This window comes from Lentzea aerocolonigenes, from assembly GCF_000955955.1.
Taxonomy (GTDB): Bacteria; Actinomycetota; Actinomycetes; order Mycobacteriales; family Pseudonocardiaceae; genus Lentzea; species Lentzea aerocolonigenes_A.
Genome location: NZ_JYJG01000233.1, coordinates 1 through 17,650, shown reverse-complemented (window position 1 = coordinate 17,650; position 17,650 = coordinate 1). Strand labels below are relative to the sequence as shown.

The 17,650-nt window shown below is 68.4% G+C and carries 21 protein-coding genes and 1 pseudogene; 14 read left to right on the top strand and 8 right to left on the bottom strand.

Annotation, left to right across the window (positions count from 1 at the left end; translation table 11 throughout):
- Positions 1–100: 100 nt before the first annotated feature.
- Positions 101–457, bottom strand: a complete 357-nt coding sequence (locus UK23_RS28245) for an RNA-binding S4 domain-containing protein (protein ID WP_231114714.1) — start codon at positions 455–457, stop codon at positions 101–103.
- A 9-nt stretch (positions 458–466) separates the two neighbouring features.
- Between UK23_RS28245 and UK23_RS28240 the strand changes: the two genes are divergently transcribed.
- Positions 467–1,021, top strand: a complete 555-nt coding sequence (locus UK23_RS28240; protein WP_045314689.1) for a chorismate mutase — start codon at positions 467–469, stop codon at positions 1,019–1,021.
- A gap of 4 nt (positions 1,022–1,025) precedes the next feature.
- Here the strand turns inward: UK23_RS28240 and UK23_RS28235 are convergent, their stop codons facing one another.
- Positions 1,026–1,592 carry a TetR/AcrR family transcriptional regulator gene (locus tag UK23_RS28235; protein ID WP_231114712.1) on the bottom strand — a complete coding sequence of 189 codons (567 nt, stop codon included), beginning with the start codon at positions 1,590–1,592 and terminating at the stop codon, positions 1,026–1,028.
- A gap of 82 nt (positions 1,593–1,674) precedes the next feature.
- Between UK23_RS28235 and UK23_RS28230 the strand changes: the two genes are divergently transcribed.
- Complete coding sequence (locus UK23_RS28230) at positions 1,675–2,583, top strand: NADP-dependent oxidoreductase (protein ID WP_045314693.1); 909 nt, start codon at positions 1,675–1,677, stop codon at positions 2,581–2,583.
- On the opposite strand, the gene UK23_RS28225 is transcribed toward UK23_RS28230, so the two are convergent.
- Entirely contained in the window at positions 2,573–2,899 is a 327-nt protein-coding gene (locus UK23_RS28225) for an STAS domain-containing protein (RefSeq protein WP_045314687.1), read from the bottom strand. The two genes, UK23_RS28230 and UK23_RS28225, sit on opposite strands and share 11 nt — an antisense overlap.
- Positions 2,900–3,015: 116 nt before the next feature.
- Here UK23_RS28225 and UK23_RS28220 point away from each other — a divergent pair, with 116 nt between their 5' ends.
- From UK23_RS28220 to UK23_RS28190, 7 genes are all read left to right on the top strand, one after another.
- Positions 3,016–4,065, top strand: coding sequence for a glycosyltransferase (locus UK23_RS28220; protein ID WP_045314686.1), 1,050 nt, complete (start codon positions 3,016–3,018; stop codon positions 4,063–4,065).
- Between the two features lie 121 nt (positions 4,066–4,186).
- Complete coding sequence (locus UK23_RS28215; protein WP_045314685.1) at positions 4,187–5,875, top strand: peroxidase family protein; 1,689 nt, start codon at positions 4,187–4,189, stop codon at positions 5,873–5,875.
- A 58-nt stretch (positions 5,876–5,933) separates the two neighbouring features.
- The gene (locus UK23_RS28210) at positions 5,934–6,395 is read left to right on the top strand and encodes a DoxX family protein (protein ID WP_052685129.1); all 462 of its coding nucleotides are present in this window, start codon (positions 5,934–5,936) and stop codon (positions 6,393–6,395) included.
- Between the two features lie 57 nt (positions 6,396–6,452).
- A complete protein-coding gene (locus UK23_RS28205; RefSeq protein WP_045314684.1) occupies positions 6,453–7,682 on the top strand; it encodes an MFS transporter in 1,230 nt (409 codons plus the stop codon).
- A gap of 33 nt (positions 7,683–7,715) precedes the next feature.
- Positions 7,716–8,282, top strand: a complete 567-nt coding sequence (locus tag UK23_RS49010; RefSeq protein WP_156213441.1) for a hypothetical protein — start codon at positions 7,716–7,718, stop codon at positions 8,280–8,282.
- Positions 8,282–8,782, top strand: coding sequence for a hypothetical protein (locus tag UK23_RS28195; RefSeq protein WP_045314683.1), 501 nt, complete (start codon positions 8,282–8,284; stop codon positions 8,780–8,782). The genes UK23_RS49010 and UK23_RS28195 overlap by 1 nt, the downstream gene beginning before the upstream one ends.
- 42 nt (positions 8,783–8,824) lie before the next feature.
- A complete protein-coding gene (locus tag UK23_RS28190; RefSeq protein ID WP_082115033.1) occupies positions 8,825–10,225 on the top strand; it encodes a serine hydrolase in 1,401 nt (466 codons plus the stop codon).
- 24 nt (positions 10,226–10,249) lie between these two features.
- On the opposite strand, the gene UK23_RS28185 is transcribed toward UK23_RS28190, so the two are convergent.
- The 5 genes from UK23_RS28185 to UK23_RS28165 form a co-directional block, all read right to left on the bottom strand.
- Entirely contained in the window at positions 10,250–10,840 is a 591-nt protein-coding gene (locus UK23_RS28185; protein ID WP_045314682.1) for a nitrile hydratase subunit alpha, read from the bottom strand.
- The gene (locus UK23_RS28180; protein WP_045314681.1) at positions 10,833–11,099 is read right to left on the bottom strand and encodes an SH3-like domain-containing protein; all 267 of its coding nucleotides are present in this window, start codon (positions 11,097–11,099) and stop codon (positions 10,833–10,835) included. Before UK23_RS28180 ends, UK23_RS28185 begins: the two co-directional genes overlap by 8 nt.
- The gene (locus UK23_RS28175) at positions 11,092–11,343 is read right to left on the bottom strand and encodes an SH3-like domain-containing protein (protein ID WP_045314680.1); all 252 of its coding nucleotides are present in this window, start codon (positions 11,341–11,343) and stop codon (positions 11,092–11,094) included. The genes UK23_RS28180 and UK23_RS28175 overlap by 8 nt, the downstream gene beginning before the upstream one ends.
- A 1-nt stretch (position 11,344) precedes the next feature.
- Entirely contained in the window at positions 11,345–12,265 is a 921-nt protein-coding gene (locus UK23_RS28170; protein WP_045314679.1) for an epimerase, read from the bottom strand.
- Between the two features lie 84 nt (positions 12,266–12,349).
- Positions 12,350–12,751 carry a helix-turn-helix domain-containing protein gene (locus tag UK23_RS28165; RefSeq protein WP_196777924.1) on the bottom strand — a complete coding sequence of 134 codons (402 nt, stop codon included), beginning with the start codon at positions 12,749–12,751 and terminating at the stop codon, positions 12,350–12,352.
- A gap of 62 nt (positions 12,752–12,813) precedes the next feature.
- Between UK23_RS28165 and UK23_RS28160 the strand changes: the two genes are divergently transcribed.
- The 5 genes and pseudogenes from UK23_RS28160 to UK23_RS28140 form a co-directional block, all read left to right on the top strand.
- On the top strand, positions 12,814–13,980 hold the full coding sequence (locus UK23_RS28160) for an MFS transporter (RefSeq protein WP_052685127.1): 1,167 nt from the start codon (positions 12,814–12,816) through the stop codon (positions 13,978–13,980).
- A complete protein-coding gene (locus UK23_RS28155; protein ID WP_045314677.1) occupies positions 13,964–14,992 on the top strand; it encodes a substrate-binding domain-containing protein in 1,029 nt (342 codons plus the stop codon). The genes UK23_RS28160 and UK23_RS28155 overlap by 17 nt, the downstream gene beginning before the upstream one ends.
- Positions 14,993–15,025: 33 nt before the next feature.
- Positions 15,026–16,324: an ABC transporter substrate-binding protein gene (locus UK23_RS28150; RefSeq protein WP_045314676.1), complete on the top strand. Its 1,299-nt coding sequence runs from the start codon at positions 15,026–15,028 to the stop codon at positions 16,322–16,324.
- A complete protein-coding gene (locus UK23_RS28145) occupies positions 16,321–17,196 on the top strand; it encodes a carbohydrate ABC transporter permease (RefSeq protein ID WP_045314675.1) in 876 nt (291 codons plus the stop codon). Before UK23_RS28150 ends, UK23_RS28145 begins: the two co-directional genes overlap by 4 nt.
- Positions 17,196–17,650 (top strand): annotated as a pseudogene (locus UK23_RS28140) (carbohydrate ABC transporter permease); the annotation flags it as partial. The gene UK23_RS28145 and the pseudogene UK23_RS28140, both read left to right, overlap by 1 nt.

Sequence of the window (17,650 nt, the reverse complement as noted above, 5' to 3'; positions counted from 1 at the left end):
GAGCTGTGAGAACGCGACTATCGAAGCGTCTGACGCCCCGGGTTCTTGCTGACCCGGCAAAGCACTACTAGTGGCGTGGCCCGGAACGTCGCGCCACCGGTCATTGCTGGGACCTGAACTGGTCCAGCACCCGCCGCTCGCGCTTCGTGGGCCGCCCCGCGCCCCGGTCCCGCCGCGCGATGGGGATGTCCGGCGGTGGCGGGGGAGTGCGGTCGATGAAGCACGTGGCCGCGTCCGCCGCGCCCACCCGCTTCTGGATCACCCGCACGACCTCGACGATCTTCGTCTTGTCGCCGACCCGCGCCCGCACCTGGTCGCCGGGCACGACGATCGCCGACGGCTTCGCGGGCTTGTCGTTGATGCGCACGTGGCCGCCCCGGCACGCCTGGGCGGCGTCCGGGCGGGTCTTCGTCAGCCGGACCGCCCACAGCCAACGGTCGATGCGCGTGGACTCCACCCCGCCATCATGGCACTCTCGGAGATCATGAGGATCCTGGCGGTAGCAGTCACCCTCGCCGCGTCGCTCACGTCCGTCGGTCCGCTCGGCGAGCTGACCGACCTCGCGGTGCGGCGCATCGAGGTGGCAGACCTGGTGGCAGCGGCCAAGTTCGGCACGTCCCAGCCCATCGACGACCCCGCGCGCGAACAGGTCGTGCTCGACACCGTGCGCACCAAGGCCGGGCAGCTCGGCCTCGACCCGGAGAACGCGGCCCGCTTCTTCCGCGCTCAGATCGAGGCGAACAAGCTGGTGCAGCGCGGCCTCTACGCGCGCTGGACCGAGCATCCCGAGGAAGTCCCCCAGCACAAGCCGGACCTGGGCACCGAGGTGCGCCCGATCCTCGACCGGCTCACGACCGACATCCTCGCCGAGCTCAAGGACACCGAACAGCTCCGCCGTCCCACCCTGAAGTGCGAGATCCACGCGACCATCGCGGAACGGTCGGCGGTCGTGCTGCACCACCTCGATCGGTTGCACGAGAACGCCTTGACCGAGGCCATGACCGAGGTCTGTGCCAAGTAGACGGTCAGAACGGCGGCAGCGGCCGGGCGCCTTCCGGCCGCAGCCCGTCGAAGAGGATCGCCAGATAGCGTTCCCACAGATCAGGCCGCGCGTCGGGCACGTGCTTCACCACGTCGTTCGGCACGCACATCAGCAGCATCACGTCGGTACCGGTGACGTCGGCCCGCAACGCGCCTTCAGCGCGCGCCCGGTCGACCAGCGCGGTGATGGCCAGGGACATCCGCAGCTGCGCCTCACCGACCTCCACCCCCAGGTCGGCGGCCAGGAACGACAGGTCGAGCCGCTGCCGTTGCCGGGCCGCGTGCCGCATGAACTCCAGCACCGCCGCACCCGCGTCCGGCGCCTCGATCAGCTCCGCGGCCAGCCGGGTCAACCGGTCCACGCGGTCCAGCACGATCGCCGCGATCAGGTCGTCCTTGGTGGGGAAGTGCCGGAACACGGTGCCCTTGCCGAGCCCCGCCCGTGCGGCGACGGCCGAGATCGGCGCGTCCGCACCCTGCTCCGCGAACACCTCCACCGCCGCTGTCAGCAGCGACGAGCGGTTCCGAGCGGCATCGGCACGCAAAGACACGTCACGCAGACTAGCAAAGTTGACCGCACGGTCCGTTTCGAGCATCCTAAGGTGACCATACGGTCCGCTTAGGGGGATGAACGTGAAAGCAGTCATCGCGACCGGTCCGCCGGAGAACTACGTCGTCGGCGACGTGCCGGTGCCGCGCCCAGGACCAGGACAGCTCCTGGTGCGCATCGCCGCGGCCTCGATCAACCAGGCCGACGTCATGCCCCTGGGCACATCCCGCGTACCCGGCAACGACTTCGCCGGCACGGTCGTCGAAACCGGCGAGGGCGTCACGGTGTTCAGCGAGGGTGACGAGATCTTCGGCCTGGCCCTGCCGCAGGCGGTCCGGGAACTGGCCGGCCCGCGGCCGTCGCTGAGCACCGGTTCGCTGGCCGAGTACGCGGTGTTCGAGGCCGACACCCCGCTGCTGGCGCACCGCCCGCCGAGCCTGAGCGTCCAGCACGCGGCCGCGCTCGCCACGGCGGGCCTGACCGCGCGGGCACTCCTGCTGACCGCACAACCGAAAGCGACCGCGCTGGTCGTGGGTGCGACGGGAGGAGTCGGCACCGCACTGGTGCCGTTGCTCGCCGCGGCAGGCGTCGAGGTCGTCGCCACGGCCACCGCCGAGGACGCCGAGCTGCTCCGCGACCTCGGCGCCAAGCACACCATCGGCTACACCGACAGCTATCCCGCGGCCGACGCGGCGTACAACCTCGCGCTGCCGAGTGACGAGCTCGACAGAATCGCGGCAGCGGTGAGCCCGGGCGGTCAGCTGCTCACCATCACCTACCCGGTGCCCGAACCCGGCCGGTACGACGTCGACACCAGGTTCGTGCTGGACCTCGACGGCGAACTGGGCGGCATGCGCGAGGTCGCCGAAGCAGCCGTACAAGGCTTGCTGCCGGCGACCATCGGCCGGCACTACACCCTCGACGAGGGCCCTCAGGCGTGTGTGGACTTCGCCAGATCGCACACCACGGGCAAGCTCGTCGTCACGGTGTGACCACTGTGGACGGAAGTCCGAGCATCCGCGCCAGTCCGGACAGTTCCAGCACGCGCGTCACCTGATCGGACGCGGCGGACAGGCGCAACCCACCAGCGGCGGCGGAAGCGCGCGCGTGGCCTCGCACGAGCGCGCTGATCCCGCTGGAGTCGCAGAAGGAGACGGCGGTCAGGTCCAGGACGACGTAGCGGTGGCCCTGGTCGAGGAGGCGGTCGAGCCGGGAGAGAAGTCGTTCCGCGCCGGCACCTGCCAGTTCACCGGAGACGGTGAGAAGGGTGGAGGCAGGCGACGACTCGGTCACCGTGACTGCGAACATCCAGCAGAGGTACCCACATCGTCGAGCACCAAACGTGGTCCGCTGACCGGTTTTCGAGTTGAGCGCGCGAACATCCGGGGAGTTCTCTCGAAGTACACGCCGAGAAGGGGACCCACGTGCGCGTTCTGCTGACCTCGTTGCCCATCCACTCCCACCTGATGCCGACGGTGGTGCCTCTCGCCAGGGCGTTCCGCGAGAAGGGGCACGACGCGGTGATCGCGACAGGGCCGGCCATGGCGCACCTCGAGCACACCGTCGTCATGCCGGACATCCCGGCGCCGGGCGACTTCGGCCCCCCGCCACCGTGGATCCCGGAACGCGACGGCACCCTGGACGTGCCGCTGTTCGCGGACGAGCTGGTGGTCAGGGCGGCGGCCAACCTCCTCGACTTCGCCCGCAACTGGCGTCCCGACGTCATCGTGCGGGAGACCAGCGAGTACGGCGGCCAGATCGCGGCCGAGGTGCTCGGCATCCCGCACGCGGTCGTCGACATCGCCCCGTTCGCGCCGCTGGAGATCGAACGGCTCGACGAGCGCAAGGACAAGGTGCGCGCCCGGTTCCACGTCGCGGGCACCGATCCGGTGTTCACCGCGGGCCTCACGCCGCCGTACTGGCACCCGGCCCAGCACCACTTCCGCGTGCCGACCGACCAGACCACGGCGGACGGCCCGGAGGTCGTCGCCACCTTCGGCACCAACGCGGGCCTGCTGTTCAGCGGCTCGAAGCTCCTGCACGTCGTCGCGGACGCACTGGGCCGGCTCCCGGTGCGCTCGGTCCTCGCGATCGGCACGGGCGAGTGGACCGGTCCGCGGCCGGCCAACGTCGAACTGCGGCCGGAGATCCCGCAGCAGCAACTGCTCAACACCGCCGAGGTGTTCGTGACGCACGCGGGCTACAGCAGCGTGCGCGAGGCGTTGACCGCGGGCGTCCCGATGGTCGCGGTGCCGTTGTTCGCCGACCAGCCGCGCAACGCCGCGAAAGCCGAGGAGCTGAAAACCGGCGTGCACGTGGAAGTGAAAGGACTGACCGCGGACGCGCTGGCCGAAAAGATCACTCAGGTGCTCGACGTGAAGGCCTACCACAGCACTGCTGGGACATTGGCCGCGCAGATGTCGGAACTGCCGGTGTTCACGGAAATTCCGGACCACCTCGTATCCGCTCTGTGACGACGTTTTGGTTTTGGCCAAAACCTTCGACGGTAATTTCCTCCGTCTGGAGACTTGGCCGTGGGGCAGGTGCTTGTTGGGGAGAACAGGTCGCCTGACGGAGGGGATACAGGGGGATTATATGAAGAGGCACTCGCGCGACAGTTTCTTCGTCGTGGGCGAAGGTGTGCTGGAATTCGACGACAACGGTGAGGCCATCACGCGTCAGCCCTCCACGGCGGAGGAGTTGCGCAGGTTCCGGTTCTCGCGGCTCGGGCCCAAGGGCCCGCGCACGGACGAGGCGTTGCGGGAAGCCCTCGCTCTCGCGATGACGCCGGAGCCGACGGTGGCGCAGCCCGACTCGGCAGACCCGGCCGTGCCGGCGGGGTTCACCTACCTCGGCCAGTTCGTCGACCACGACCTCACGATGGACCGCACCGAGTCGCAGCTCGGCCAGGACACCAACGTGGACGACCTGCTGCAGGGCCGTTCGCCCGCGCTGGACCTCGACTCGGTCTACGGCCGCGGTCCGCGCGACAAGGACGACCAGGCCTTCTACGCCGAGGACGGCGTGAAGCTCAAGGTCGGCACCACGACGCCGGTCGGGTTCCCGGACCAGGGCACCAACGTGCCGTTCGAGGGCTTCGACCTGCCGCGCCGCGGTGGCACCGCGGGCACGCCGGCGGATCGGCGCTCGCCGCTGATCCCGGACCCGCGCAACGACGAGAACCTCGTCATCGCGCAGACGCACCTGGCGTTCATCCGCTTCCACAACCGGGTGGTCGACGAGCTCGCGCTCACCGGCCTCACCGGGGAACGGCTGTTCCGCGCCGCCAAGGAACTGGTGGTCCGGCACTACCAGTTCATGCTGAAGACCGACTTCCTGCCGCGGATCATCGACCCCGCGATCGTGGACGACGTCTTCACCAACGGCCGCAAGTTCTTCGAGGTGCCCGGCAAGCACTACCGCCGGGACAACACGCCGACGATGCCGATCGAGTTCTCGGTCGCGTCCTACCGGCTCGGGCACAGCATGATCCGCGGTGCCTACCAGTGGAACCGCGTGTTCAACTCGACCGGGCCCGGCCCGATCGCGTCGCTGTTCCTGCTGTTCGTGTTCACCGGTACCAGCGGCAACTTCGACCCCGGGTCGCAGCTGCCGGCCGACCTGGACGACGTGAACAGGGGCGACACGCTCACGCTGCCCAGCAACTGGATCGCGGACTTCCGCCGCCTCTACGACTTCACCGAGGCGGACCGGGACGACCTGGTGCCCCCGGCGGACTCCGGCGGCGGCAACGTCACCAAGAGGATCGACACGCTGCTGGTCAACCCGCTGCGGCAGCTGCCGGCCGGCACGTTCGGCGGCCGCGGCACGCAGTTCCCGGAGATCCAGCGCAACCTCGCGTTCCGCAACCTGACCAGGGCGAACATGATGGAGCTCGCCAGCGGTCAGCAGATCGCGGAGCTCTTCGGGGTCGAGCCGCTCAGCGCCGAGCAGATCCTCACCGGCAACGGTGGCGCGAACCTGGACTCGTTGACCGACGAGCAGAAGGCGCAGCTGGTCGAGGCGACGCCGTTGTGGTTCTACGTCCTGCGCGAGGCGGAGTTCAACAACGGTCGCATGGGTCCCGTGGGCGGCCGGTTGACGGCCGAGGTGTTCCACCGGGCCATCGAGGGCAGCCGGATCTCGATCGTGCGCTCGCCGTACTGGCGGCCGACGCTCGGACCGGACTCCAGCACGTTCCGCATGGTCGACCTGCTGCTGTTCGCCTTCGAGGGCAAGACCGACCTGCTGAACCCGCTCGGGGAAAAGCCCGCAGGCAGCTGATCTTCCTCGTTCCTCCTGTCTGGCTGGGTGGTGGCAGCCAGACAGGAGAGGGAGATCGATGTTGCGTCCAGAAACCACACGCCGCGAATCCGCTGAACAACGGATCACCCGTTTCACGCGGGAGGCCGGAATTCCGCTGCTTCGCATCGGACTGGGGGTCGTGTACCTCTGGTTCGGCGTGCTGAAGCTCTTTCCCGGTGGCAGCCCTGCCCAAGATCTCGTCGAACGCACTGTTTCCGCTTTGACGTTCGGGATCATCACCGGGGATTTGGCTCGATTGAGTGCCGCGATCACGGAAATCGGGATCGCACTGGTTCTGCTGAGCTTCCGCGCACCACGATTGTGCGCTGTCCTGCTGATCGGTCACGTCGTGCTGGTGTCGACACCGCTGGTGTTGTTCCCCGGCGAGATGTGGTCCGGTCCGCTGCAGGCGTCGTTCGAAGCCCAGTACATCCTGAAGAACCTGGTGACCGTCGCCGCCGCGGTGGTCATCGCCTCATCGCACCCTCGCGTGCGATGACGCGGGAGCCGCTCGATCCTCCAGATCGGGCGGCTCCCGCTGTTAGGTTCACTTCCCATGGGGGATTCGTTCGCGCCATTGGCGCATCCAGCTTTTCGTTGGCTGCTCACAGCCCGGGTCACGACCATGGCCGGCAACTCGATGGCGCAGATCGCGCTCGTGTTCGCCGTGCGCGACGTGACGTCGTCGGTCACCACTCTCGGCATCGTGGTCGCCGCACGGTCGATCGCGAACGTGGCCTTCCTGCTGTGGGGCGGTGTCGTCGCGGACCGCCTGCCCCGGCAGTACGTGCTCGTCGGGTCGTCCGCGGTGTCGTTCCTGAGCCAGGCCCTGCTGGCTGTTCTCGTGCTGACCGGATCCGTGTCGATCCCGGCGTTCATCGTGCTCTCCGCCGTCAACGGCATGTCGAGCGCCTTCTCGTTCCCCGCCTCCGGTGCTCTGGTCCCGCAGACCGTGCCCGTCGAGCAGCGGCAACAGGCGAACGCGGTGCTGCGCCTCGGGTTGAACTCGTCGGTGATCGCCGGCTCGTCGCTGGGCGGTCTGCTGATCGCGTTCGCCGGACCGGGGTGGGGACTCGCGGTGGACGCGCTGACGTTCGCACTGGCCGGGCTGGCGTTCTCGTTCGTGCGGGTGCCGGCCGCCCGTGTCGCCGCCGCGCACAAACCGGGTGTGCTGTCGGAGATGCGCGTCGGGTGGACGGAGTTCGTCTCGCGGCCGTGGGTGTGGATCGTGGTCGTGGCGTTCGTGTTCGTCAACGCGGAGCACGCGGCCGGCACGATGGTCCTCGGCCCGGTCATCGCGGACACCGTGATCGGCCGCGAGACCTGGGGCCTGGTGCTGGCCGTGCAGACCGCGGGCATGGTCGCCGGTGCGTTCCTCGCGATGCGTCTGCGCGTACGACGCCTGCTGCTGCTCGGCTGCGCGTGCACGGCGGCGGTCGGTCTGCTGCCGTTGACGCTGGCCCTGTACCCGGTGCCCTGGGTGCTCATGGTCGCCGCTTTCGTCTGCGGTGTGTGCATGGAGCAGTTCGGCATCGCCTGGGAGACCTCGCTGCAGCACCACGTGCCGGCGGATCGGCTCGCGCGGGTCTACTCCTACGACATGCTCGGGTCGATCGCGGCCATCCCGCTGGCCCAGCTCGTGGTCGGGCCGGTGTCGGGTGCTGTCGGCATCACCACGACGCTGCTCGCCTGCGCGGTGATCCAGGTGCTCGCCACGCTGTTCATGGTGGCGTCGCGGTCGGTGCGGTCGGTCGAGAACACGCCTGCGGTTCAGCCGGTTCACTGACCTTTCGGCGTGTGTTGTGCCAGAGTGCTGCTCATGGCGAGAGTGCTGGGGGCACTGGCCGCTGTGCTGCTGTGCGCGGCGTGCGGTCAGGTTGAGCTGAAAACGGCGGATGAGATGCCGACGATCGTGCCGACGACTGGTCCGGAGTCCACCAGTGCGACGCCCACGGGGCCGTGCCAGGTCGAGGAGCACGTGCCGAAACCGGCGCCACCTCAGCCGCCGGGGCCCAGCTCTGGCGTCAATCCTGATGTGGCGCCGCACAACGCTGAGAACAACGGCTGGAAGCAGCGCAAACCGTTGAACGCCCGCGGTGTCCAGACCGGACGTGACACGGTCGCTCGCATCAGGCCCTTGCTGGAGCAGGTGTGCGCGTCGGGCGACTTCTCCGTCGACGGCACGAGGAAGGCACTGACCGGATACGACGCGTACGTGGTGCGGGACCATCCCGACCAGGCGTTCGTCGGGTACTCGATCACCGTGTCGAACGGGCCTTCCGAACGGGTGACCTGCGTGCTCGGCGACCTGGCGCCGGGTCTCGTGCGGATCTTCCTCGACGGCACCACCGGCGAGGGCTCCTGCTACGAACCGAGGTCGCACTGATGAGGCGCGCACTGGGTTTGCTGGTCCTGTTGCTGGGGTGCGCCGGGTGCGGCGGGACCGTCGTGGCCACTGACCCGGTGCTGACCCTCGAGAGACCGATCGGGTCTGCGAGCGTCGAGCTCGTTCCGCGCACGGCGCCGACGCGACTGCCGCCGAGGTCGTGCACGCCCGACCCCACGACCGTGCAGGCCGTGCCCGCCCCGCTGATCCCGCGGGTGGCGCGCGAACCGTTGTCACCGGAGGGGAACGTCGCCGGGAACGAGGTCGCGGCTAAGATCCGACCGGCGCTGGAGCAGGTGTGCGCGTCGGGTGACTTCTCGCTCGACAGCACGAGGAAAGCGCTTGCCGGGCAGGACGCGCGGGTGTTCCGCGCCGACGAGACGGTCACCGGCGTGGCGTTCGTGATCACCGTGCCGGCCGCCTGCGTGCTCGGCGAACTGAGACCTGGCAACGTGCGGATCTCCGTGGAAGGGACTACGAAGGACGCACGCTGCGAGTGACGCAGTACGATTTTGTGAGATCCACTTCGACTGGGGGAGTGAATGAAACTCAAGCGCATCACCGTGCTCTGCACGGCGCTGACGCTGACGGGTGCCGCGCTGGCACCCGTCGCTGTTGCCGACGAGACCCACCACTCGTTGGCGGAGAAGCTGCGCGAGGCGATCGTCGCGCAGAACTTCAAGGACGTCATCGACCTCACGCCGCCGCAGCCAGGGGCGCGGTCGGCAGCGGGGCCGCGGGAGAAGTACGACGCGTCGCCCGCCGAGCTGATGAACCGGGCCCGGCTGCGGATGGCCGCGGCGGGCAAACCGTTGCACCAGACGCCGAACATGGACGCGGCGATCATCGAGCTCGACCCGTTGGGGCGGCCTGCCTCGGTGGCGAACGTGCTGCTCAGCCCGCAGTACCCGAACGGCGTGGTCGTGCCGGTCAAGCACAAGGGACTGTCGACCGACCAGGTTCGGTACCGCTGGTGGGACGACGACGAGTGGGACGCCAACGGCGGCAAGGGCACGCGTGACGTGCTGGCCGGCCGGGAGAACGCGGCGATCGACTTCTCCTCGCCGTACCCGGCCTCCGTGCTGAAGCTGATGGTCGCCTTCGGCGTGCTGCGCCTGGCCGACCAGGGCCGCGTCGACCTCGACGCCGACTACGTCTACGACCCGAACCCGGTGCGCGAGGCGTGCGGCGGCCCGTCGGTGAAGAAGATCCGCCAGCACTTCGACGAGATGATCACCAAGTCGCAGAACGAGTCCACCTGCGCGTTGATCAAGCTGATCTACGACCTGAACGCGTGGGATCTCGTCAACCAGACGTTCGTCGACCTCGGCATGCCGACCCTCATGCACCGCGGCTCGATTCCCGGCAACGGTGGGCGCTGGATCGACTCGAACATGAGCGGTCTCGACACCGCGAAGCTCCTGCTCCTGGTCAACGGCGGTCCGGGCGTGCTGTGGACGACCGACCAGGGCAAGCAGGTCACCAGGAACGAGCTGTCGTACTCGTCCCGGAAGTTCTTCCAGGACACGCTCGCGGGCCAGGGCCACAACGAGATGCTGTCCACGCCGAACTGGTGCGGTCGTGACTACCCGACGCAGGGCATTCCGCAGAAGGTGCCGTCGCGCTGGATCAAGCCGGACGGCACCGTGACGGTCGGCGACGCAGTGTACGACCGCGATGTGCGGCCGTGCAACGACGCCGCTGAGGTGACGTTCGCGCACAAGACCGGCTGGGTCGACACCACCGGTTCCGACGCGGGCATCGTGAAGTCGTTCCGCGGCAAGGACAAGCGCAACTACATCGTCGTCGTGTTCTGCAACCTCGGCACCGACTACGTGGACGCCGACCGCCCGGCCGACCCGCCCAACGTGTTCCCGGTGCTCTACACGCAGAAGTACGCGCAGCTCGGCAAGGCGATCGACAACATCATGAAGCACATCTGAGTGGTGCTGATCGGCACCGCGGCCTCAGACCGCCGCGGTGCCGATCAGCCCGTTGCGCGTGACTCTCCCCGCCAGCTCTTCTTCGGTCAGCTTCTCGGTGTTCGCGGGCCTGCGCGGCAGCACCATGTACCGCGACTCGGCGTTGGCGTCCCACACCCGGATCTCCGTGGCCGCCGGCAGCTCGAGCCCGAACTGCCGCAGCACCTCGCGCGGCTCACTGACCACTTTGGACCGATAAGCCGGGCTCTTGTACCAGGTCGGCGACGGTCCGAGCAGTGACAACGGGTAGCAGCTGCACAGCGTGCACACGATCACGTTGTGCACCTCTTCGGTGTTCTCCACGACGTGCAGCTGCTGTACCTGCAGTCCGCCACCCATCGACAACCCGACTTCCGGCAACGCCTCGTTGGCGTTGGCGAGCAGCCGGGCCTTGAACCCGTCGTCCACCCACGCCCGCGCCACGACCCGGAAGCCGTTGGCGGGCGAGGCTTTGTGCGCGAACGCCTCCAACGCCCGATCGAGCTCGGTCGCGTCCAGCAGTCCCTTCTCCTCCAGGACCGCTTCCAGCTCGCGCACCCGTGCCGCGATGGGGGAGTCGTCGTGGTCGTCACTCATCGCTGAGGTATTCCTCCCAGAGGGACAGCGTCACCGTGTGATCACCCTGCCCGAACAGTTCCCGTGCCGTGAACCGGACCAGGTACACAGGCTGCTTCCGCTCGATCCCTTGTGCGCTCAAGTCCGCCAGCGGATGCACTCCATCGCTGCCGATGACCGTGCCCGTCTTCCCGCGTGCATAGCCGGGCAGCCGGGTGTGATGGTCCGGATCCACAGTGGACGTCCGGACCCGAGTGCCTTCCCCGTACCGCTCAGACATGCCCCTTCTCCTTCAGGAGCGTCTGAATCGCGCGGAACCAGTTCTCGTAGTACGAGGACTGGTGCGACATGGTCCGCTCGACCGCGTCCCGGAACTCGTCCAGGTTGTACAGCCCGCGTCCGATCAGCGCCCGGTTCATGGCGAGCACGTGTGCTTCCCAGTCGGCGTGGAAGGGCGGTTCGTCCAGCTCCTCCAGGACCGGGCCGAAGCCGTCCTGGCCGCCGACGTCGTTGATCCTCGGCATCTCACCTCCTGCGCTCCACCAGATTCTGCGCCGCCGCGGCCCAGTTGGGAAAGCGGAACTCGAACCCGGCCTCCTGGAGCCTGCCCGGCACGACTCGCCGGCTCTTCAGCAGCAGCTCGGTGTCGGTCCGGAGCACGGCAGCCCCGATCTCCGCCATCCACCTCGTGGCCGGCAGCGCCACCGGCATCTGCCACGCCTTCCGCAGCTCACGCATGAAATCCCGCTGCGGCAACGGCTCCGGCGCCGCCAGGTTGACCGCCCCCTCGATCGGTTCCCTGATCAACAGCGCCACGGCCCGCACGAAGTCCTCGTCGTGAATCCACGACACGTACTGCCTGCCACCCGCGACCGCGCCACCCAGCCCGAGCCGGGCCATCCACGACAGGTAGTCGAACACCCCACCCCGGTCCGGACTCATCACCATAGCCGCCCTCAACGCGACCTTCCTGGTGTGCGGAGTGTCCGCACCGCCCAGCTCCGCCTCCCAGTTCTTCGCGATGCCGACGCTGAACCCCCAGTAGTCCGGCACCCCGGGCTCGTTTCCGCCGATGATTCCGGTGGCCTCGTCGTTGGGGGCGTCGAACCGGTGCGCATAGATCGTCGCCGTGCTCATCTGCAACCACACCGCTGGCGGTTTCTCCGCCTTTCTGATGGCCTCGCCGACCACTCGCGCCGAGCAGACCCGCGACCGCATCATCTCGTTCAGGTTTTCCCGCGTGTACCGGCAGCTGACGCTCCGCCCTGCCAGGTTGATCACCACGTCGGCGCCGTCGATCTCAGCGGCCCAGTCGCCGAGTGTCCGCCCGTCCCAGCGCACGCCGCTGCTCCGGCTGACGATCACCACCTCGTGGCCGGCCTCGGTCAACGCCCTGCGCAGCACGCCACCGACCTGTCCGGTGCCGCCCGGAATCACGATCTTCATCCTCGACCCCCTCGCGCGCCGACGCTATGCCACGCATGCTGAGAACTCGCTGATCCGCTCGGTCGCGTCGCCGCAGGCGTGCTTTCAGGCGGGGTGCCGGGAAATCAACACCATCGCGTCCAGAACCCGCCACCAATCCGGCTCCGACGCCTCGACAACGCGCCCCACCGCGGCCAAAGCCGCGATCACCTCCCCCGGATCGGCGTCCATCAAGGCGACCGCCCGCCGAAACCGCTCGGTCCGCCGCAACCGCACCAGCGACTGCGGCAACGCGGGAGCCGCTTCAGCCGACTCCCCGAACGAGATCCGCAACTCGGTCCCGAGCGCCCCGGCCAGCCGCGCGAGCGCCCCGGTGGTCGGATTGCCGCGCCCGTTCTCGAGGTTGGCGATGTACGGCACAGACAGCCCGGCATCAGCCGCGACGGACGCGACGGTGCGACCACTGGCTTGCCGAAGAGCGCGCAGCGCAGGTCCGAGAGAATCCACGCCACTATCTTGACAGAACACAGGTGACAAGTCTCTATTCTGACAGGATGAGTATCTGGGGGATGAGGGACTTCAGGTTCCTGTGGACGGGCCGCGCGGTGAGCCTGCTCGGGTCGTGGCTGCTGGTGGTGGCGGTTCCGGCGCACATGTACGCGGTCACCGGCTCGGTGTTCGCGGCCGGAGCGACACTGGCCGCCGAGTGCCTGCCGGTGCTGATGCTCGGGCCACTGGCGGGAGTCCTGGTCGACCGGTGGGACCGGCGCCGGGCGATGATCGCGGCGGATCTGTTCAGGGCCACGGCGGTGGCGGCGATGCTCATCGGCACACCGGCCGCGATCTACCTCGCACTGGTAGCGGAAAGCGTGGGGGCAGTGGTGTTCCGCCCAGCAGCCCAGGCACACGTGCCGGCGGTCGTCGGACCGGACGGCCTCGCCGCCGCCAACTCGTGGAACGCCACCACGGACGGCGTGGTGAGGCTGGCCGGCCCGACGCTCGGAGGAGTTCTGTTCGCCTGGGCCGGTTTCGAGGCGGTGATCGCGCTGGACGTGGCGAGCTACCTGATCTCGGCGACGGCCATCGCGTTCACCGCGAGCAGGCCCATCGCGAGAACGCCGGACGGGCCGGCGACGAAGACCCCGCCACTGGTGCGAAGGTTGTTGCCGCTGACCGGAGTGTTCCTGGCGGCGAACGCGGCGTTGAGCGCGCTCCTCGTCCCGTTCGGCATGAACAACCTGGGCGGCTCGGCACAGGTCGGAACGGTGTTGTCGGCGCTCGGCATCGGGTTTCTCGGTGGCGCGGTGCTGGTTCGCTGGCTCGACCGGATCCAGTTGAGAACCGTGCTCGCGACGGCCCAGCTGGCGACGGCGGGAGGGTTCGTGCTCCTGTTCAACGCGAAGGACCTCACCTCGGCGATGGTCGCGGCAGTGGTGATCGGGATGTTCGGATCGGTCACGGTCGTCGCACCGCAGACCGCGGTGCAGCGGAGGGTCGAAAACCACCGGCTCGGCAGGATCAGCGCGATCTTCCTGACCGTCGAAGCGGCCGCGACGCTGATCGGCGCGATCGCGGGTCCGTGGCTGGCTGAGAGCGTTTCCCTGCACGTGGCGGCCATGACGGCCGCGGCGATCACCGCGACGAGTGCTGTGGTGGGCGCGGTGACCGTTCCTCGGGTTATGCTCGCCGCAAAGCGATCAAACGAACAGGCGGACGACCATGCGCGAACCCGGTGAGACGAGACGGCAGCGAATTCTGGCCGTGGTCGCGTCCCGGGGCTCGGTCAAGGTGAGCGATCTGGCCGACGAGCTCGACGTCTCGATCGTCACGATCAGACGCGACGTCGAGGAACTGGCCAGGATCGGCAAACTCCGCCGCGGGCACGGCGTCGCGAAACCGATCACCCCGGTCGAACAACCGCAGCCCACGAACCCGGAGAACGGCGCGGTCGCGCTGGTCGTGCCCGAGCGGCACACCTACCTGTACGAGACGATGAACGGCGCCCGCAAGGTTCTCGAAGAAGCCGGCCTGCGAGTCGTCCTGCACATCGCGCCGCAGGTCAAAGGCGCCGAGAAACCGATCGTCGAACGAGCGCTGGCCGAGCCGGTCCAGGGCCTGCTGATCGCCCCGAGATGGCGCACGCAGGAAGAGGAAAGAGCCGACGACTGGCTCGCGGACACGGGCGTCCCGACGGTCCTGATGGAACGAAGGCCGAGCGGACAGCTCAGGGCGATGAACTCGGTCTGCTCCGACCACTGGTACGGCATGCACCTGGCCGTGAAGCACCTGACGAACCTCGGCCACCGCAGGATCGTCCTGGCCGCCCGCGACGACAGCCCGACCGCGAGAGCACTCCGCAGCGCGTTCAAAGAGATCTCCAAGGACCTCGAGGACGCCATCACGGTCGGCAGCTCACCCGACACGGGGCTGGTCGGCATCCTCAGGGCACACCGGGCCACCGCGACGGTCCTGCACGGTGACGTGGACGCGTTGATGCTGGTCCAGCAGCTGACGGAGGCCGGGATCAAGGTGCCGGAACGGTGCTCGGTGGTCGCGTACGACGACGTCGTCGCGGCACTCGGCAGCATCCCGCTCACCGCCGTCGCGCCGCCCAAGGCCGAGGTCGGCAAGGTCGCCGCGCAGTTGCTCATCCAGAAGCTGGGCAACCAGACCCGGTCGGCTGAGCGCATCGAGCTGCTGCCCGAGTTGAAGGTCCGCTCATCGACTGAGCGTTTGCGCGTTTCTTGACGACAAAGCGATCAGGCGATCAGGATGCGAACCATGCGCCTGAGTCGTCGCACACTCCTCGCGGCGGGTCTCACGGCACCACTGGCGGCCTGTTCCACCCCGCAGCGCCGCGGTGCCGGAGGCCCGGTCGAGATCACGTTCTGGTCGGCCCTGCGCGGTAGCCAGCAGGTCGTCGACGCGTTCAACTCGAGTCAGAACCGCATTAGGGTGATCTTCCAGCAGATCCCCTCCGGCGGTCAGGGCGGCTACGCGAAGCTCAGCAACGCCGCCCGCGCGGGCAACGCACCCGACGTCGCGACCATCGAGTACCCGCAGGTGCCCGGCTACGCCATCGACGGCGTCGCGCGGGACATCACCGACCTCGTCACCGACCGCCTCAAGCAGAAGCTGCTGCCCCAGGCGCTCAAGCTGACCACGTTCGACAACCGCGTCTTCAGCGTCCCCCTCGACATCGAGCCGATGGTGCTGCACTACCGCGCGGACATGTTCGAGGCCAACGGTTTCCAGCCCCCGAAGACCTGGGACGAGTTCACCGACCTCGCGCGACGGGTCAAAGCGAAGTTCGGCAACAAGAAGCTCGTGCTGTTCCCCACGGACGGCGCCATGCAGTTCGCGTGCTGGGCCTGGCAGGCCGGCGCGCAGTGGTTCGACACCGGCAACGGCAAGTGGCAGGTCTCGCTCGCCGACGCGCCCACGCGCAAGGTCGCGGCCTACTGGCAGAGCCTCATCGACGAGGACCTGGTGTACCGCAACGCCAGTGACAGCAAGCAGCACGACGCCCAGCTCGGCCAGGACCTCATCCTCACCCGGCTCAGCGGCGCGTGGGACGCGGGCGCCCAGATGCGTGCCAGGCCGGGCCAGAAGGGCAAGTGGCGCATCGCTCCCATGCCGATCTGGGACGAGCCGGTGGTCGGCACGCACGGCGGCTCGACGTTCGCGGTCACCAAGGACTCGCGGCAACCCGAGGCGGCGATGGAGTTCATCGAGTGGCAGACCACCGACCCGGCCGCGCTCACCGCACGCCTCAAGAGCGGCACGAGCAGCCAGTACCCGGTCGCACCCGGCCTGGTCGCGGCGGGCGCCAAGGCGTTCCCCGGTGAGTACTACGGCGGCCAGGACGTCTACCGGCTCTTCCAGCAGGAAGCCGACAAGATCCGCGACGGCTGGGTGTGGGGCCCGCGGATGACCGCCACCCAGAAGGTCATGCAGGACGGTTTCGCGAAAGCCGGTGCGGGCGAAGGAACCCTGGTCGACGCGGTGCGAGAGGCCCAGAGCGGCACCATGCCCGACCTCAAGGCACTCGGACTGTCCACAGAGGAGGTCGAACGGTGAAGGGCAAACTCGCCTGCGCCGTCCTCATGGCGCCGTTCTTCGTCCTGCTCGTCACGGTCTTCCTCATCCCGACCGGCACCGCGATCTGGCTCAGCTTCTTCGCCCAGGACCAGCCAGGACTCGGCTTCGGCCCGGAGAGCACGGTGTTCGTCGGACTCAGGAGCTACGCGGCAGTGCTGAGCGACCCGACGTTCCGGGGCGGCCTGCTCACCGTCGTGCTCTACTGCCTGATCTACATCCCGATCATGGTCGTCGCCGCGCTCGCCCTCGCGCTGCTGCTCGACTCCGGCGTCGCGAAACTGCGCGGCTGGGCCCAGATGGGCCTGTACCTGCCGCACGCCGTGCCCGGCATCATCGCGGCCCTGATCTGGCTCTACCTCTACACCCCCGGTCTCAGCCCGATCATCGACCTGTTCGCCAAGGGCGACATCCACCTCAACTTCCTCGGCATCCACACCGTGCTGCCGTCGATCGTGAACATCGCCCTGTGGAGCAACCTCGGCTACAACATGGTGATCTTCTACGCCGCGCTCCAGGCGGTGCCACGGGAAGTGCTCGAAGCGTCTGTCGTGGACGGCGCCGGTCCGGTCAAGCAGGCCGTCCGGATCAAGGCGCCGCTCGTGAAGGGCGCGATCGTCACCGTCGGCATCTTCACGCTGATCTGGGCGCTGCAGCTGTTCACCGAACCCGTGCTGCTCAGCCAGTCCACGCCGATGATCAGCGCCAGGTTCTCGCCGAGCATGTACATCTACGACGCCGCCTTCACCCGCAACAACTACGGCCTCGCCGCGGCCGCGTCCGTGATCCTGCTGGCCTTCACGATCGCGCTGTCCTACGGCGTCACGCGCTGGACGAACAGGAAGGCCGCCTGATGACCCTCCTCGGCCGCACCACCGTCAACGTCGTCGTCGGCATCGCGGTGCTCTACACCCTGCTGCCGGTGCTGTGGCTGCTGCTCGCCGCCACGAAGAACGTCGACGCACTGTTCCAGAGCGATCTGTTCTCGCTCAGTAACTTCTCGTTCGTGGACAACGTCAAGGACCTGTTCGCGATGGACAAGGGCCTCTATCCCCGCTGGTACCTCAACAGCGTCCTGTACGCGGTCGTCGGTGCCGCCGCGAGCTCGTTCATCTCGATGGCCGCGGGCTACGCGTTCGACAAGTACGCCTTTGCGCACAAGGAGAAGCTCTTCGGACTCGTGCTCGCCGCCGTGATGGTGCCGCAGACCGTGCTCGCGCTGCCGCTGTACCTGATGGCGTCCGGCACGGGCCTGGTCAACACGTTCTGGGCGGTGTTCATCCCGGTGCTGTTCAACCCGTTCGGCGT

Bases quoted from the DNA above. Each gene is read 5' to 3' on its own strand.
- UK23_RS28160 (WP_052685127.1), top strand. From the start codon at position 12,814: ATGAGGGACTTCAGGTTCCTGTGGACGGGCCGCGCGGTGAGCCTGCTC.
- UK23_RS28150 (WP_045314676.1), top strand. From the start codon at position 15,026: ATGCGCCTGAGTCGTCGCACACTCCTCGCGGCGGGTCTCACGGCACCA.
- UK23_RS28155 (WP_045314677.1), top strand. From the start codon at position 13,964: ATGCGCGAACCCGGTGAGACGAGACGGCAGCGAATTCTGGCCGTGGTC.
- UK23_RS28205 (WP_045314684.1), top strand. From the start codon at position 6,453: ATGGGGGATTCGTTCGCGCCATTGGCGCATCCAGCTTTTCGTTGGCTG.
- UK23_RS28175 (WP_045314680.1), bottom strand. From the start codon at position 11,343: ATGCCGAGGATCAACGACGTCGGCGGCCAGGACGGCTTCGGCCCGGTC.
- UK23_RS28190 (WP_082115033.1), top strand. From the start codon at position 8,825: ATGAAACTCAAGCGCATCACCGTGCTCTGCACGGCGCTGACGCTGACG.
- UK23_RS28240 (WP_045314689.1), top strand. From the start codon at position 467: ATGGCACTCTCGGAGATCATGAGGATCCTGGCGGTAGCAGTCACCCTC.
- UK23_RS28210 (WP_052685129.1), top strand. From the start codon at position 5,934: ATGTTGCGTCCAGAAACCACACGCCGCGAATCCGCTGAACAACGGATC.
- UK23_RS28195 (WP_045314683.1), top strand. From the start codon at position 8,282: ATGAGGCGCGCACTGGGTTTGCTGGTCCTGTTGCTGGGGTGCGCCGGG.
- UK23_RS28170 (WP_045314679.1), bottom strand. From the start codon at position 12,265: ATGAAGATCGTGATTCCGGGCGGCACCGGACAGGTCGGTGGCGTGCTG.
- UK23_RS28225 (WP_045314687.1), bottom strand. From the start codon at position 2,899: ATGTTCGCAGTCACGGTGACCGAGTCGTCGCCTGCCTCCACCCTTCTC.
- UK23_RS28185 (WP_045314682.1), bottom strand. From the start codon at position 10,840: ATGAGTGACGACCACGACGACTCCCCCATCGCGGCACGGGTGCGCGAG.
- UK23_RS28215 (WP_045314685.1), top strand. From the start codon at position 4,187: ATGAAGAGGCACTCGCGCGACAGTTTCTTCGTCGTGGGCGAAGGTGTG.
- UK23_RS49010 (WP_156213441.1), top strand. From the start codon at position 7,716: ATGGCGAGAGTGCTGGGGGCACTGGCCGCTGTGCTGCTGTGCGCGGCG.
- UK23_RS28180 (WP_045314681.1), bottom strand. From the start codon at position 11,099: ATGTCTGAGCGGTACGGGGAAGGCACTCGGGTCCGGACGTCCACTGTG.